Annotated in this window: 10 protein-coding genes; 7 read left to right on the top strand and 3 right to left on the bottom strand. The window is 71.3% G+C overall.

The genetic code is table 11. The features are described from left to right. Positions 1-131: 131 nt before the first annotated feature. Both AB0K37_RS02900 and AB0K37_RS02895 read left to right on the top strand, forming a co-directional pair. Positions 132-4004, top strand: a complete 3873-nt coding sequence (locus AB0K37_RS02900; protein WP_345187007.1) for a DNA-directed RNA polymerase subunit beta' — start codon at positions 132-134, stop codon at positions 4002-4004. A 274-nt stretch (positions 4005-4278) separates the two neighbouring features. Further along, complete coding sequence (locus tag AB0K37_RS02895) at positions 4279-4539, top strand: hypothetical protein (protein ID WP_363973825.1); 261 nt, start codon at positions 4279-4281, stop codon at positions 4537-4539. 131 nt (positions 4540-4670) lie between these two features. Here AB0K37_RS02895 and AB0K37_RS02890 read toward each other — a convergent pair whose 3' ends face one another. Beyond that, positions 4671-8006, bottom strand: a complete 3336-nt coding sequence (locus AB0K37_RS02890) for a DUF4132 domain-containing protein (protein ID WP_363973822.1) — start codon at positions 8004-8006, stop codon at positions 4671-4673. Positions 8007-8240: 234 nt separating this feature from the next. Here AB0K37_RS02890 and AB0K37_RS02885 point away from each other — a divergent pair, with 234 nt between their 5' ends. Both AB0K37_RS02885 and AB0K37_RS02880 read left to right on the top strand, forming a co-directional pair. Further along, positions 8241-9158, top strand: coding sequence for an NADP-dependent oxidoreductase (locus AB0K37_RS02885; protein WP_363973820.1), 918 nt, complete (start codon positions 8241-8243; stop codon positions 9156-9158). Between the two features lie 124 nt (positions 9159-9282). Continuing rightward, positions 9283-9693: a hypothetical protein gene (locus tag AB0K37_RS02880; RefSeq protein WP_363973817.1), complete on the top strand. Its 411-nt coding sequence runs from the start codon at positions 9283-9285 to the stop codon at positions 9691-9693. A 13-nt stretch (positions 9694-9706) separates the two neighbouring features. Here the strand turns inward: AB0K37_RS02880 and AB0K37_RS02875 are convergent, their stop codons facing one another. Next, on the bottom strand, positions 9707-10588 hold the full coding sequence (locus AB0K37_RS02875; protein WP_363973814.1) for an NAD(P)H-binding protein: 882 nt from the start codon (positions 10586-10588) through the stop codon (positions 9707-9709). Between the two features lie 51 nt (positions 10589-10639). Here AB0K37_RS02875 and AB0K37_RS02870 point away from each other — a divergent pair, with 51 nt between their 5' ends. After that, positions 10640-11008, top strand: a complete 369-nt coding sequence (locus AB0K37_RS02870) for a MerR family transcriptional regulator (protein WP_363973839.1) — start codon at positions 10640-10642, stop codon at positions 11006-11008. Between the two features lie 33 nt (positions 11009-11041). On the opposite strand, the gene AB0K37_RS02865 is transcribed toward AB0K37_RS02870, so the two are convergent. Next, positions 11042-11431, bottom strand: coding sequence for a hypothetical protein (locus AB0K37_RS02865; protein WP_363973811.1), 390 nt, complete (start codon positions 11429-11431; stop codon positions 11042-11044). Positions 11432-11511: 80 nt separating this feature from the next. Between AB0K37_RS02865 and AB0K37_RS02860 the strand changes: the two genes are divergently transcribed. After that, on the top strand, positions 11512-12414 hold the full coding sequence (locus AB0K37_RS02860) for a phosphotransferase (RefSeq protein ID WP_363973808.1): 903 nt from the start codon (positions 11512-11514) through the stop codon (positions 12412-12414). Between the two features lie 101 nt (positions 12415-12515). Beyond that, positions 12516-13538 (top strand): DNA polymerase IV, encoded by a 1023-nt coding sequence (locus tag AB0K37_RS02855; RefSeq protein WP_363973805.1) that lies wholly within the window; start codon positions 12516-12518, stop codon positions 13536-13538. Positions 13539-13579: the final 41 nt, after the last annotated feature.

Raw genomic sequence — 13579 nt, 5'->3', positions numbered from 1 at the left:
GTCCATCGAGATGCGCGACACCGACGAGGACGTCTTCCGCGCCGCGGAGGAGCTCGGCATCGACCTCTCCCGCCGTCCGAACGAGGGCGCGATGAGCGTCGACGAGGTCTGAGAACTCAAGGGGAAAACAGTTGCTTGACGTCAACTTCTTCGACGAGCTTCGCATCGGTCTGGCGACCGCCGACGACATCCGCCAGTGGTCGCACGGCGAGGTGAAGAAGCCGGAGACGATCAACTACCGGACCCTCAAGCCGGAGAAGGACGGGCTCTTCTGCGAGAAGATCTTCGGTCCTACCCGCGACTGGGAGTGCTACTGCGGCAAGTACAAGCGCGTCCGGTTCAAGGGCATCATCTGTGAGCGCTGCGGCGTCGAGGTGACCCGCGCCAAGGTGCGCCGTGAGCGGATGGGCCACATCGAGCTGGCCGCGCCCGTCACGCACATCTGGTACTTCAAGGGCGTCCCGTCCCGGCTCGGCTACCTGCTGGACCTGGCCCCGAAGGATCTCGAAAAGATCATCTACTTCGCGGCCTACATGATCACCAGCGTGGACGCCGAGCGGCGCGACCGCGACCTGCCGACGCTGGAGGCCCACATCTCCGTGGAGCGCCAGCAGATCGAGCAGGCCCGCGACGCGCAGGTCGAGGCCCGCCAGCAGAAGCTGGAGGGCGACCTGGCGGAGCTGGAGGAGGCCGGCGCGAAGGCCGACCAGAAGCGCAAGGTGCGCGACGGCGCCGAGCGGGAGATGAAGCAGCTGCGCGACCGCGCGCAGCGCGAACTCGACCGCCTCGACGAGGTCTGGAGCCGCTTCAAGAACCTCAAGGTCCAGGACCTGGAGGGCGACGAGCTGCTCTACCGCGAGATGCGCGACCGCTTCGGCAAGTACTTCGAGGGCGGCATGGGCGCCGCGGCCATCCAGGCGCGGCTCCAGAACTTCGACCTCGACGCCGAGGCCGAGAAGCTGCGTGACATCATCCGCACCGGCAAGGGCCAGAAGAAGGCCCGCGCCCTCAAGCGGCTGAAGGTCGTCTCGGCGTTCCTCAACACCCGCAACAGCCCGCTCGGCATGGTGCTGGACTGCATCCCGGTCATCCCGCCGGACCTGCGTCCCATGGTCCAGCTGGACGGCGGCCGGTTCGCCACGTCCGACCTGAACGACCTGTACCGCCGGGTGATCAACCGCAACAACCGGCTCAAGCGCCTGCTCGACCTCGGCGCTCCCGAGATCATCGTCAACAACGAGAAGCGGATGCTGCAGGAGGCCGTCGACGCGCTGTTCGACAACGGCCGCCGCGGCCGCCCGGTCACCGGGCCGGGCAACCGTCCGCTGAAGTCGCTGTCCGACATGCTCAAGGGCAAGCAGGGCCGGTTCCGGCAGAACCTGCTGGGCAAGCGCGTCGACTACTCCGGCCGTTCGGTCATCGTCGTCGGCCCGCAGCTGAAGCTGCACCAGTGCGGCCTGCCCAAGCAGATGGCGCTGGAGCTGTTCAAGCCGTTCGTCATGAAGCGGCTGGTCGACCTCAACCACGCGCAGAACATCAAGTCCGCCAAGCGGATGGTCGAGCGGGCCCGCCCGGTCGTGTGGGACGTGCTGGAAGAGGTCATCACCGAGCACCCGGTGCTGCTGAACCGGGCGCCGACCCTGCACCGGCTCGGCATCCAGGCGTTCGAGCCGCAGCTGGTCGAGGGCAAGGCCATCCAGATCCACCCGCTGGTCTGCACCGCGTTCAACGCGGACTTCGACGGCGACCAGATGGCGGTGCACCTGCCGCTGTCCGCCGAGGCGCAGGCCGAGGCGCGGATCCTGATGCTGTCGACCAACAACATCCTGAAGCCGTCGGACGGCAAGCCCGTCACCATGCCCACCCAGGACATGGTCATCGGCCTGTACTGGCTGACGACGCAGAAGGACGGCGCGGTCGGCGAGGGCCGCGCGTTCGGCTCGATCGGCGAGGCCATCATGGCCTACGACCGGCACGAGCTGGACCTGCAGGCCCGGATCCAGATCCGGCTCAAGGACGTCCCGCCGCCGCGCGGCTGGAAGGCGCCCGAGGGCTACGAGCCCGGCCGGCCCTACCGGCTGGAGACGACGCTCGGCCGCGCGATGTTCAACGAGACGCTGCCGGACGACTTCCCGTTCGTCGACGACGAGATCGGCAAGAAGCAGCTCTCGGCGATCGTCAACGAGCTGGCGGAGACCTACCCGAAGGTGGCCGTCGCCAACGCGCTGGACGCGCTGAAGAGCACCGGGTTCCACTGGGCGACCAGGTCCGGCGTCACGATCGCGATCGACGACGTCATCACGCCGCCCAACAAGGCGGAGATCCTGGGCGGCTACGAGGCGCGCGCCGAGAAGGTGCAGCGGGAGTTCAACCGCGGCCTGATCACCGACGACGAGCGCAAGCAGGAGCTCATCGAGATCTGGAACAAGGCCACCGCGGACGTCGCGGTGGACATGGAGAAGGCGTTCCCGAAGGCCAACCCGATCTGGATGATGATCCAGTCGGGCGCCCGAGGCAACCCGCTGCAGCTCCGCCAGATCGCCGGTATGCGTGGCCTGGTCTCCAACCCCAAGGGCGAGACCATCCCGCGTCCGATCAAGTCGTCGTTCCGCGAGGGCCTGTCGGTCGTCGAGTACTTCATCTCGACGCACGGCGCCCGCAAGGGCCTGGCCGACACCGCGCTGCGGACCGCCGACTCGGGTTACCTGACCCGGCGCCTGGTGGACGTCGCGCAGGACGTCATCGTCCGCGAGGAGGACTGCGGCACCGACCGCACGATCCCCTTCGAGGTCGCCGACCGGCTGCAGGACGGCACCCTGGTCAAGCTCGCCACCTCGGAGACGAGCCTGGTCGGCCGCACCATCGCCGAGGACGTCGTCGTCGACGGGACGGTCATCTTCCCCGCCGACACCGACCTGTCCGACGCGGTCGTGACGCGCCTGGTCGAGGCGGGCGTGGAGAAGGTCCGCACCCGCAGCGCCCTGGTCTGCGAGGCCAAGATCGGTGTCTGCGCCGCCTGCTACGGCCGCTCGCTGGCCACCGGCAAGCGCGTGGACGTCGGCGAGGCCGTCGGCATCATCGCCGCGCAGTCCATCGGCGAGCCCGGCACGCAGCTGACGATGCGCACCTTCCACACCGGCGGTGTGGCGGGCGGCGACATCACGCACGGTCTGCCGCGTGTCCAGGAGCTGTTCGAGGCCCGCATCCCCAAGGGTGTGGCCCCGATCAGCGAGGTCGCCGGCCGCGTCAAGATCGACGAGACGGAGAAGGCCCGCAAGGTCGTCATCGTCCCGGACGACGGCTCCGACGAGATCGCCTACCCGGTGCCGATGCGGTCCCGCCTCCTGGTCAAGGAGGGCGAGGCCGTGGGCGTCGGCCAGCAGCTCATCGCGGGTGCGATCAACCCGCACGAGGTGCTGCGCATCCTCGGTCCCCGCGCCGTGCAGCTCCACCTCGTCCAGGAGGTGCAGGAGGTGTACCGGTCGCAGGGCGTGTCGATCCACGACAAGCACATCGAGATCATCGTCCGCCAGATGCTGAAGCGGGTGAACATCCTGGAGTCGGGCGACACCGACCTGCTCCCGGGTGACCTGGTCGAGCGGCCGATCTTCGAGGAGACGAACCGGAACGTCGTGGCCGAGGGCGGGGTCCCCGCCGCCGGCCGCCCCGTCCTGATGGGCATCACCAAGGCCTCGCTCGCGACCGAGTCGTGGCTGTCGGCGGCGTCCTTCCAGGAGACGACCCGGGTGCTCACCGAGGCCGCGATGCACGCCAAGAGCGACCCGCTGCTCGGCCTCAAGGAGAACGTCATCATCGGCAAGCTCATCCCGGCCGGTACCGGCATGCCGCAGTACCGCAACGTCCGGGTCGAGCCGACCGAGGAGGCGAAGGCGGCGGTGTACTCCGTCGGCTCCTACGACGACGGCGCCGAGTACGCCTTCGGCCAGGGCTCCGGCGAGGCCGTCCCGCTGGAGGAGTACGACTTCGGTCAGTACAACCGCTGAGGCGGCTGACGCGCACCGAAGAAGCGCAAAGGCGAGGCCCCTTCCGGAATCTCCGGAAGGGGCCTCGCCCGTTTCTGTAGGGGCGACTTCCGAGTCCAGGAGCTCGACCGAGCGTCCGCACCCTCGCCCACCCCACGCGGCCCAGGCTCCGAACTGTGCCTTTCACAGCAGTGCTCCGACGCGGCACCGAATGGCGTCGTTCTCCTCTGCCAGGACGGTCTCTCCCAGGCCGTCCCGCTTGCGGGACCGAACCGAAATGCGAGGCAAAGAACGAATGGGACGACGTGTCTATCCCCAGAGCATCGACCCCGCCGCAGCCGTGTGGGAGGCCCTCGAACAGATCAACTACAGCGATGAAGAGCCCGAGCCGAAGCCGGAGCCGGGGGCGCACCCGGAGCCGGAGACGGTGGAGGCGGTCTTCAACGTTGTGATCGACGACGGTTCCTACAAGGACCTGGTCGTCGAGGTCAAGCCGGGCACCCCGCATCGAGAAGTCATGCGGGCCCTGCGCCACGCGGCCCACCAGCCGCGGTGATCTGGTCGCCGTCCAGGTGATCTGACCGCCGCCTACACGAAGCGGGTCCGGCGCTGCCGGACCCGCTTCTTCGCGCAGGGAGGCCTCCGCTCGCAGGACAGCGGCCTTCCGCGTGTTCCGGGTGGGCGATGTCAGGTGATCGAGCTGAGGTCCGCCAGGATCTCGCAGGCGGTCACCTCGTCCAGTTCGCCGAGCCGGTGCGCGGAGCCGGATTCCCAGGGGTGGTGGTCGCTCGGCTCGTCGGCGAGCCGCACCGTGCGGAGGACCTGGTCGTCGTTGCCGTCGCCCCAGCCGACCTGGATTCCCGGATCGAGTTCGACCACGAGGTGCAGGCCGCCCGGGACGGGACGGGAGACCCAGCGTTCGGTGCCGTTGTCCAGCGGCGTGCCGCGCCGCCAGCCCCGCCGCTCCAGCCCGACGACCTTGCCCCAGGGGGCGGTGAGGTCCTCGAACCGCTCCAGCCGGACGGCCTGCCGCTCCTCATCGGTCAGCCGGTGCACGTCCCTGCCGAGCTGCGGGAAAGGCTGGATGATCTCGTAGTCGGCGAAGATCTCCGACCAGGTGCCGAGCGAGTCGCCGAGCGACACCGGATGGGCGACTCCGACCCGCGCGCCGTCGGGGAGAACCAGCTCGTCGTCACCGGCGTCGGCGAGGGTGCGGTCCTCCGCGAGCCGGAACGGGAGGGCGGCTCCGTCCGACTCCGCGAGCCAGACCAGGCGCCGCACGATGTGCCACACCAGCGGATGCCGCACCAGCAGCGTCGTGAACTCTCGCGGCGTCCACCGGCGCCCGGTCACCATCGCCAGCTCCAGGCGCCGGACCTGGTTCGGCATGGTCGCCCGGACGTCCTTCTTGAACTGCGTGAACGCGGCGTGGGCGGCGGGCGCGAGGTCCGGGTCGTCTTTCGCGCCGGGCTTGGGCAGCGCGGCGCGGCGGCGGCCGTCCTCGTCCGTCACGAAGGGCTTGAGCTGCTCGTCGAACCCGACGACGAAGCGCCGGGGACCGTAGTCGAGGGTCATGCCGCCGTCCGGGTCCAGGCCGATGCCGGGGACGAGGCGGTCGGCGAGCTGCTCGCCCGTCAGCCCGAGCCGCGCGGCGACCTCCTGGATCTTCTCCTCGGCCCGCTTCTTGATCGCCTTGAACGGGGCCTTGTGCGAGATGCCGTCCAGCAGCATCAGCGAGGCCTCGGTGCCGATCAGCGCCAGCACGTCCAGGCCCTTGACCGCCTTGTGGTGGCCGTTCTCGCCCGGCCAGGCGCGTATGACGGGGGCGAGGCGCCGCGCGGCGCCGTCGTCGCCGAACCACCCGACCGCCGTGAGCGCCCACGCGTCATCGGGCCGTTCTCCGAAACGACGCCACCGCTCGAACAGCGCCCACACGAACGCGGCCAGCGACTCGCCGTCGCACGCGTCCCGCACGGTCTGGATGCCAGGGTCGGGGGCGTCCGGCGGAGACATCGCCAGGACGGTCAGCAGATGCCGGACGGCGGTGGCCGGCAGCGCGCGCCCGCCGTCCGCCAGCCGCACCCGGGGCAGGACGGCCGGGTCGGCGAACTCGCCGATCTCGGGGACCTTCCGGGGGACGAGGTCGTCGGCGCCGCGGTCCAGCACCGCCGCCAGGGCGTCGCCCACCTCGCCCCGAGTCTCGCGCGCGATCTGGACCACGGTGTCGCGCCCGAGTTCGCGGGCGAGGAAGTGCAGGGCGTACTCGGCCGCGTCCCGGCGCCTGCCCGGCCTGCCGAACGCGGCGGGGAGCAGGAGCCGCACCGCCTGGGGACCGTGCCTGCGCAGCCACGCCTCCGCGTGCGAGCCGCCCGCCCCGCCGCGCAGCAGCCAGCCGGCGACCAGTTCGGCGGCCGGCTCGGCGGCGTACGGGACGAGCACGTGCCCGCACTCCGACGGCCTGCTCCGGGCGCCCTTCACGACGGCGGTGAGCGCGTCCAGGCCGAACCGTTCGGCGATCCTCGGCACCCACCTCTCGGGTTCCCGTTGGGTGCCGTAATTGTCCTTCGGCACGTACCAGCCCGCTACGAGATGCCGGACCTGCTCGACGGGAGCGAGGCAGAGAAGGGCCACCTGTTCGAATCTCCTGATCCGGCCCGACTCGAAGTCGGCGATCCGCGCCTCCCACGGTCCGCACGGCTCGCCGTCGCGGCTCCACCCGTGAGGGACGGGCAGCGCCCATTCACACCGGGTGTCGCGCCCGTCCTCGGCCCAGACGAGGGACGGTTCCGGCGCGGACAGCCCCTTGATGACCACGGGTTCCGGCCGTTCCCGCTTCCGGGCCCAGGGCGGGTCCGCCAGGACGGCCGGCAGGTCCGCCGGATCGGCGTCGGCGATCGTGTCGAGACCCGCGATGATCCGTTCGACCGCGGCGCGGGCGTCCTCCGGAAGCCCGGGCAGCGCGGTCCTGATCACGTCGAGGTCGCCGCGCACGTGCCCGTCGAGCAGGTCGGCGTCGCCCTCCGCGGCCAGCTCGCGCACCGCCCGGATCGGGAACCGCTTCATCGCCGCCATCAGCGCACCGCTGACGTGCGGGTCGGAACGCCGCCGGAGCAGCGCGCGGAACGCCTCGTCGGACGGCAGGACGCTCAGCACGTCCAGCAGCGCGTCCCGCCGTCGCGGGGAGTCCAGGTACTCGTCCAGTGCGGGGACCAGGAGCGGAACGGCGGCCGTCCCGAGCCCGTCGGCGAGCGCGTGCAGGTTCTCCGGTTCGTAGCAGTCGGCGGCGGTCAGCCCTGCCCGGACGCCGAGGAGGCCGAGGTGCGCGGACGTCCCGAGGCACCGGAGGAGCACGCCGCGGGGCGCCGCGTGGGGGCGCGCGCACAGCTCGCTCACCCAGTCGTCGCGCGTCGGGACCAGGTAGGCGGTCAGGAGCCGCTGCCGGACCGAGGACCGCCGCTCGGCGAGCCGTTCGGCGGCCTCGGCATACTGCGCGTCGCTCGCGGCCGCCAGCATGGAGCGGACGCGCAGGGCTCCGTCCGGCAACCCCCGGACAGGGCCCCTGCTCGGACCGACCCACCGGACGATCTTGCTTCGCCGCCCGTCCGGGCTCTCCCCGGCCGGCGCCGTCTCCAGGCCCCACCGGTCGACGAGCGCACACGCGGCGAACACGACGCCGTGCTCGAAGGCCCACGCGTCCACGTACCGCCGGTGCTCGCGTCCCCAGACGGACTCGCCCGCCGTGACCAGCGACAGGACGGCCGCCCCGCGCGGGTCGGGGTCACCGCCGAGATGGGCACGCGCCGCGGCGGCGAGCTCGGGCGGGATTCCCGGGTCGCTCAGGATGAGCTCGATCCCGTCTCGCGCCTCGTCCACCGCCCGCGCGACCGCCTTGCTCGCCCCCGCGTCGAGCATGATCTCCGGACCCGGCGCCCCACCGCGCCGCGGATGCAGGCCGCTCCGCCACCGCTCCGGCACGATCAGCGCGTCTTCGTCGGGAAGGGCCGCCCGGGGGTTGTCGATCATGGCCGCGACGCTAGCAGCGGCGCCCGACACGGGAGGGGGCTCAACGGATCTGCCGGTGCGAGCGGCCGGCGAGGCGAGGGACGGGCGGCGGCTCCGGCAGCACCGCTCGTCCCCCGCATCCTCGGACCGGTGATCCTAGGGAAAGCGGTCCGTTTCTAGGCCGCCGCGAGCAAGGCAGGCTCAAGTCGCGGCCATCCGGGGCCTGCCCGAACGAGGAAGAGCGGTGATCACGCGATGAAGGCGGTGCGGTTCCACGAGTACGGCGGGATCGACGTCCTGCGGGTGGAGGAGGTGGAGCGTCCGGTGCCCGGCCCCGGGCAGGTGCTGGTGGAGGTCCGCGCCGCGGGGATCCAGCCCGGCGAGACGCATATCCGGGAGGGCGGGCTGCACGCGCGCTGGCCGGCGACGTTCCCCTCCGGGCAGGGCACCGACCTGGCCGGTGTCGTGGTGGAGCTCGGGCCGGAGGTGCGCGGGTTCGCGGTGGGCGACGAGGTCCTCGGCTTCACCCATGACAGGGCGAGCCACGCGGAGTTCGTCGCGGTCGACGACGTCCGGCTGACGCCGCGTCCGGCGGGGCTGTCCTGGGACGTGGCCGGCTCGTTGCAGGTGGCGGGCGCGACCGCGTACGCCTGCGTGTTCGCGGTCGACCCCGGACCGTCCGACACGGTCGTGGTCTCCGGCGCGGCGGGCGGCGTCGGGTCCCTCGCCGTTCAGCTCGCGCGGCGGCGCGGCGCCACGGTGATCGGGCTGGCGAGCGAGCCGAACCACGCCTGGCTGAAGGAGCACGGCGTCATCCCGGTCGAGTACGGGGACGGCGTGGCCGAGCGAATCGAGCAGGCCTCCGGCGGGACGGTCGACGCGTTCATCGACACGTTCGGCACCGGCTACGTCGACCTGGCGGTGGAGCTGGGCGTGCGGCCCGAGCGGATCAACACGATCCGCGACTGGGGGACCGCGGCCAGGGTCGGCGCGCAGACCGCCGGAGAGAGCACGGCGGCGTGCGCGGCCGTCCTCGGCGAGCTGGCCCGTCTCGCCGCACGGGGGGAACTGGAAGTGACGATCGCCAACGTCTACCCGCTGGACCAGGTGCGGGACGCCTTCCGCGAGCTGGAGCGGCGCCACACCCACGGCAAGATCGTCCTTCGCCCCTGACCGGCGGAGAGACGCTCGCCCCGGCCCTGAACTGAGAACATCCGGAGGAGGGGCCGAGGCAGAGCACCGCACGGCATGAGGGATTCCGGAATGAGCAGACCGACCCGGGCTTGAGGTGAACGGCGTGAAGCCACACGGTCCGACCGGCGGCGCGTCGGAGCCGGCCGCCTCCGGAAGGGACGGCGCCCGTCCTCCGAAGCAGGCGGCCACGATCGAGAAGCTGGCGGGGCGACTGTCCGACGGGGAGCCGAAGGCCCGCGAACTGGCGGCCGCGGGCCTCGGGGATCTGCTCATCGGTGCATGCGAGGCCGGTCTGGACACGTCCCCGATCGTGTTGCCGCTTGCCGACGCGCTCACACGGGAGGCCGACCCGGTGGTCCAGGAGGAGATCGCTCACTCCCTGGGCCACCTCGTCGAGTACGGCACCGTTCCCGATGCCATCGTCGAGCCGCTCCGGGAGTGCATGCCGCACCTCTGCCGGGAAGCCGTCGACCACGTCACCGCCGTCCTCGAAGCCGCCCGCTGGGAAGTCTGACCGGAGCAGCCACTCACCCGAAGTCGGCGACGTGGTCCAGCGCCCACTTCGCGAAGGTGCCCGCCGGTCGGCCGGTCAGGCGCTCGACGTGATCGGTGATGCGGTTCGACTCCGGTCGCCGCACCGAGGCGGCGATCAGCGCGTCGACCAGCGGCTCGGGACGGCCGTCCGCGAGCATCCTCGATCGCGCCAGATCGGCGGGAAGCGCCTGGAAGCGCAGAGGCCGCCGGAGAGCGGCACCGAGGTGAGCGACCTGGTCGGCGCGGCTGAGGACCTCGGGGCCCGTCAGTACATGCGACCCCTGGTCCAGCCGGTCGTGACGCGCGAGCAGTACGGCCACGGCCGCGTCAGCGACATCCCGCTCGTCCACGACGGCTGTGCGCGCGATATCCAGACCTGAGACCACGTCGCCCGCCCGCAACTGCGGTGCCCAGCCACGTGTGTTGGAGGCCAACGTGTCGCTGCGCAGCACCACCGGATGCAGGCCGGCTTCGTGGAGCAGACCTTCCATGTCCCTGTGCACCTGGGCGATGGGATCACTCTGGCGAGCGGCTTCGTCGTCTATGGCGGTCGTGGACAGGTAGACGACACGGGGTCCTGCCGCGGTCAGCTCCGCGACCACGTCATGGGCGGGGGCGGAATCGAGCAGCGGCCAGATGAGAAAGACGGCGTCGATGCCCGCGAGCGCCTCGCGGACAACAGCGGGATCCGTAAGGTCGCCGACCACGGACTCGGCTCCGGCACGCGGAGGCGTCTGACGGCGCACAAGCCTCCGGACATGCCCGCCCTGTGCCTGGAGACGGGCGACGACTTCCCGCCCGAGATTGCCGGCCGCGCCGGTGACCAGGATCGATGAAGGGGGGTGGGGGCCCTCTATGCGGGTGCTGTCAGGCATGATCGAGACGCTAAGGGTTCAGGTCGACATGAAGGCAAGGCGCGCGTGGCGATGAAGATCGGGGAAGCGGCCGCCGAACTCGGGGTCGAGGCCCACGTGCTGCGGCACTGGGAAGACGCCGGGGCGCTCACCGTGCGTCGCGACGGCAACGGCTACCGCGTCTACGACGACAGTGCTCTGGAGCAAGCGCGGACGGTGCTGAAACTGCGGCGAGTCGGGCTCTCACTGCCCGAGGTCACCGCCGCGATGTCACCGACGAGGTCGGCGGCACAGGCGGTCGTGAGGGCGAAGATCGGCGCACTCGAAAGTGAGGTCGCCCACCGACAGCAGGCGATCACCTTTCTGCAGCACACCGTCGAGTGCCGGCACCGCTACCTTGACGACTGCCCGGACTGTGCCACTTTCGTCCGCGAAGCATGAATCTCCGTCGGGACGCTTCTCAACGTCCTGGGACTACTTCGGATCGTCGGTCTCCCAGGGATACAGAAACCGGCCAGGGTGCAGCTGCCACGCTTCGAGCGTCGCGGTCAGCTCGTCCTCACCGGCGACCGTCGTGGCTTTGACCAGAACGGCTCCGATGTCGTAGTCGAAACCGGCGATCAGCTGGGCGTCATAGTCCCAGTGCTGCAACCGGAAGCTGCGGCCGTGGGCGGCTCGTCCCCAGCCTTCTCGCCGGGCTTGTGCGTCGGCCGGGGTGCTGAGCGGCGTGATGTCGACGAAGGCACGCCGACCGGTTCGGGTGCCGGGGACCTCGGTGACCAACCGCCGGCCGAGGCGCAACGCGTTCAGTTTGTCGGTGGGCCAGGGCCGGGCGCTGCCGGCGGGATCGTGCGGTGTGCTCATGCGGCCGTCTCCGTAAGTCGTTCGATCAGGCGATAGCGTCGACGGATGACGAGGATCGAGGGTGGGGCAGGCGTCGGCGCATGGTGAGGCAGGGGAACGACCGGGCCGCGGACGTCCGGGACGTGGTGGCGGCGCAGATGCCCGGCTACGACGTCGACTCCGTGGTGCTGCTGGGAGAGGGCGAGGACAACATCGCCTTCCAGGTCAACGATGAGCTGATCGTCCGTTTCAGCAAGGAGTCCGACCCCGCGAGCCGGGCCGCGGTGGTCCGCGACGAAGCCCGCCTGCTCGCCGCCGTCGCGGACGTGTCGCCCGTACCGGTGCCCGAGCCGAGCTTCACGGTCGCCGAGCAGGGCTGCCTGGCCTACTTCAAGCTCCCAGGTCTCCCCCTGATCGATGCCGATCCGATGCGGCGATCGGACCACGGCGGCTCGGTCGCCGTCGCGCTCGGGGAGTTCCTCGGCGCGCTGCACGCGGTTCCCGTCGCCGAGATGGCGGGCCTGGTGGAGGCCGACGACGCGCCGTTGGCGGTGTGGGCGGAGGAGTCCGCGCAGATCTACGCCTCGATCTCCGAAGTGGTGGTGCCGCCCGCGCACCGTCCCGCCGTGGAGGCGTTTCTCGGCGCCCCGCCTCCGGCCGACCCGCGTGAGCTGGTGTTCTCCCACAACGACCTGGGGATCGAACACGTCCTCGTCGACCCGGACGCGTGGACCGTGACCGGGGTCATCGACTGGAGCGACGCCGCGATCACCGATCCGGCCCGTGACTTCGGCCTGCTCTACCGCGACCTCGGGCCTGAAGCTCTGGACCGGGCCCTGAGCGGGTACCGGGCCGACGTCGAAGACGTCACGGCGCGCGCGGGCTTCTACGCCAGGTGCGGCGTGCTGGAGGACATGGCCTACGGGCTCGGAACCGGGCACCGCAAATACCTCGACAAGTCTCTCGCCGCACTGGAGTGGCTCTTCCCCGTGGACGGCGGCTGAGCCTTCGGCCACGCTAGCCGCAGGGCAGTGACCTGTGCTTCCTAATTGTTGATCAGCCCGGCCGAAGGAGTGCCTCCGGTCCGGTGCGGGACAATGGGGAGGTGGGTCGGTGGGTCCTGCATGTGGACTTGGACCAGTTCATCGCCGCCGTCGAGGTGCTCCGGCATCCGGAGCTCCGCGGGCGGCCGGTCGTCGTCGGAGGGGACGGCGACCCGTCCAAGCGCGGCGTGGTCAGCACGGCCTCCTATGAGGCGCGCGAGTACGGCGTCCATTCCGGGCTGCCTCTGCGCACGGCGGTGCGGCGATGCCCGGACGCCGTGTTCCTGCCCGTCGACAGGGAGCTCTACGAGTCCGTCTCGGCACAGGTCATGGCCGCGCTGCGCGGCCTCGGCGTCGTGGTGGAGGTGCTCGGCTGGGACGAGGCTTTCCTGGCCGTCGACGGCGACGACCCGGAGGCCGTGGCCCGGGAGATCCGCGACCGGGTGCGGGCGGCGACGGGGCTCGAATGCACCGTGGGCATCGGGGAGAACAAGCTCCAGGCGAAGCTGGCGACCGGATTCGGCAAACCGGCCGGGGTCTTCCGGCTCACCGGGGAGACCTGGTTCGAGGTGCTCGGTGACCTGCCGACCGACGCGCTGTGGGGCATCGGAGCCAAGACGGCCAAGCGGTTGAGGGGGCTCGGCATCGCCACGGTGGGCGAGCTCGCGGCCGCGGACCCCGGTGCCCTGGCGGGGGAGGTCGGCCCCGCGACCGGGCCGTGGCTGGTGCGGCTCGCCCAGGGGCGGGACGGCTCCCCGGTGAGCGACGCCCCGTACGTCCCGCGCTCGTGCGGCCGTGAGACCACCTTCCAGCGCGATCTGGACGACTGGGAGGACGTGCGCCGCGAGATCGTGCGGCTGGCGCGGAGGGTCGCGGGAGACGCGGCCGCGGACGGCAGGGACGTCGCCCGCGTCGTCGTCAAGGTCAGGTACGTGCCGTTCACCACCCGCACCCATGGCCGGGCGCTGGAGGCGCCGTCGCGCGACCCGGCCCGCATCGAGGAGACCGCCCTCGCCGCGCTCGGCCTGTTCACCGGGCGGCGTCCGGTGCGGCTGCTGGGCGTCCGCGCCGAGTTCACCCGCTGACCTGCCCGGACGCCCTCGGGAAGGATCGTGTTTTTACCTTT

It is taken from the genome of Actinomadura sp. NPDC049753 (assembly GCF_040674655.1).
GTDB classification, from domain to species: Bacteria; Actinomycetota; Actinomycetes; order Streptosporangiales; family Streptosporangiaceae; genus Spirillospora; species Spirillospora verrucosospora.
Note: the sequence above shows the minus strand (reverse complement) of the source record. Positions and strands in the feature narration are given on the sequence as shown.

What these genes read in the sequence shown, in the direction of transcription:
- AB0K37_RS02895 (WP_363973825.1), top strand. Translation starts at nt 4,279, where the DNA reads ATGGGACGACGTGTCTATCCCCAGAGCATCGACCCCGCCGCAGCCGTG.
- AB0K37_RS02890 (WP_363973822.1), bottom strand. Translation starts at nt 8,006, where the DNA reads ATGATCGACAACCCCCGGGCGGCCCTTCCCGACGAAGACGCGCTGATC.
- AB0K37_RS02885 (WP_363973820.1), top strand. Translation starts at nt 8,241, where the DNA reads ATGAAGGCGGTGCGGTTCCACGAGTACGGCGGGATCGACGTCCTGCGG.
- AB0K37_RS02875 (WP_363973814.1), bottom strand. Translation starts at nt 10,588, where the DNA reads ATGCCTGACAGCACCCGCATAGAGGGCCCCCACCCCCCTTCATCGATC.
- AB0K37_RS02870 (WP_363973839.1), top strand. Translation starts at nt 10,640, where the DNA reads ATGAAGATCGGGGAAGCGGCCGCCGAACTCGGGGTCGAGGCCCACGTG.
- AB0K37_RS02865 (WP_363973811.1), bottom strand. Translation starts at nt 11,431, where the DNA reads ATGAGCACACCGCACGATCCCGCCGGCAGCGCCCGGCCCTGGCCCACC.
- AB0K37_RS02860 (WP_363973808.1), top strand. Translation starts at nt 11,512, where the DNA reads ATGGTGAGGCAGGGGAACGACCGGGCCGCGGACGTCCGGGACGTGGTG.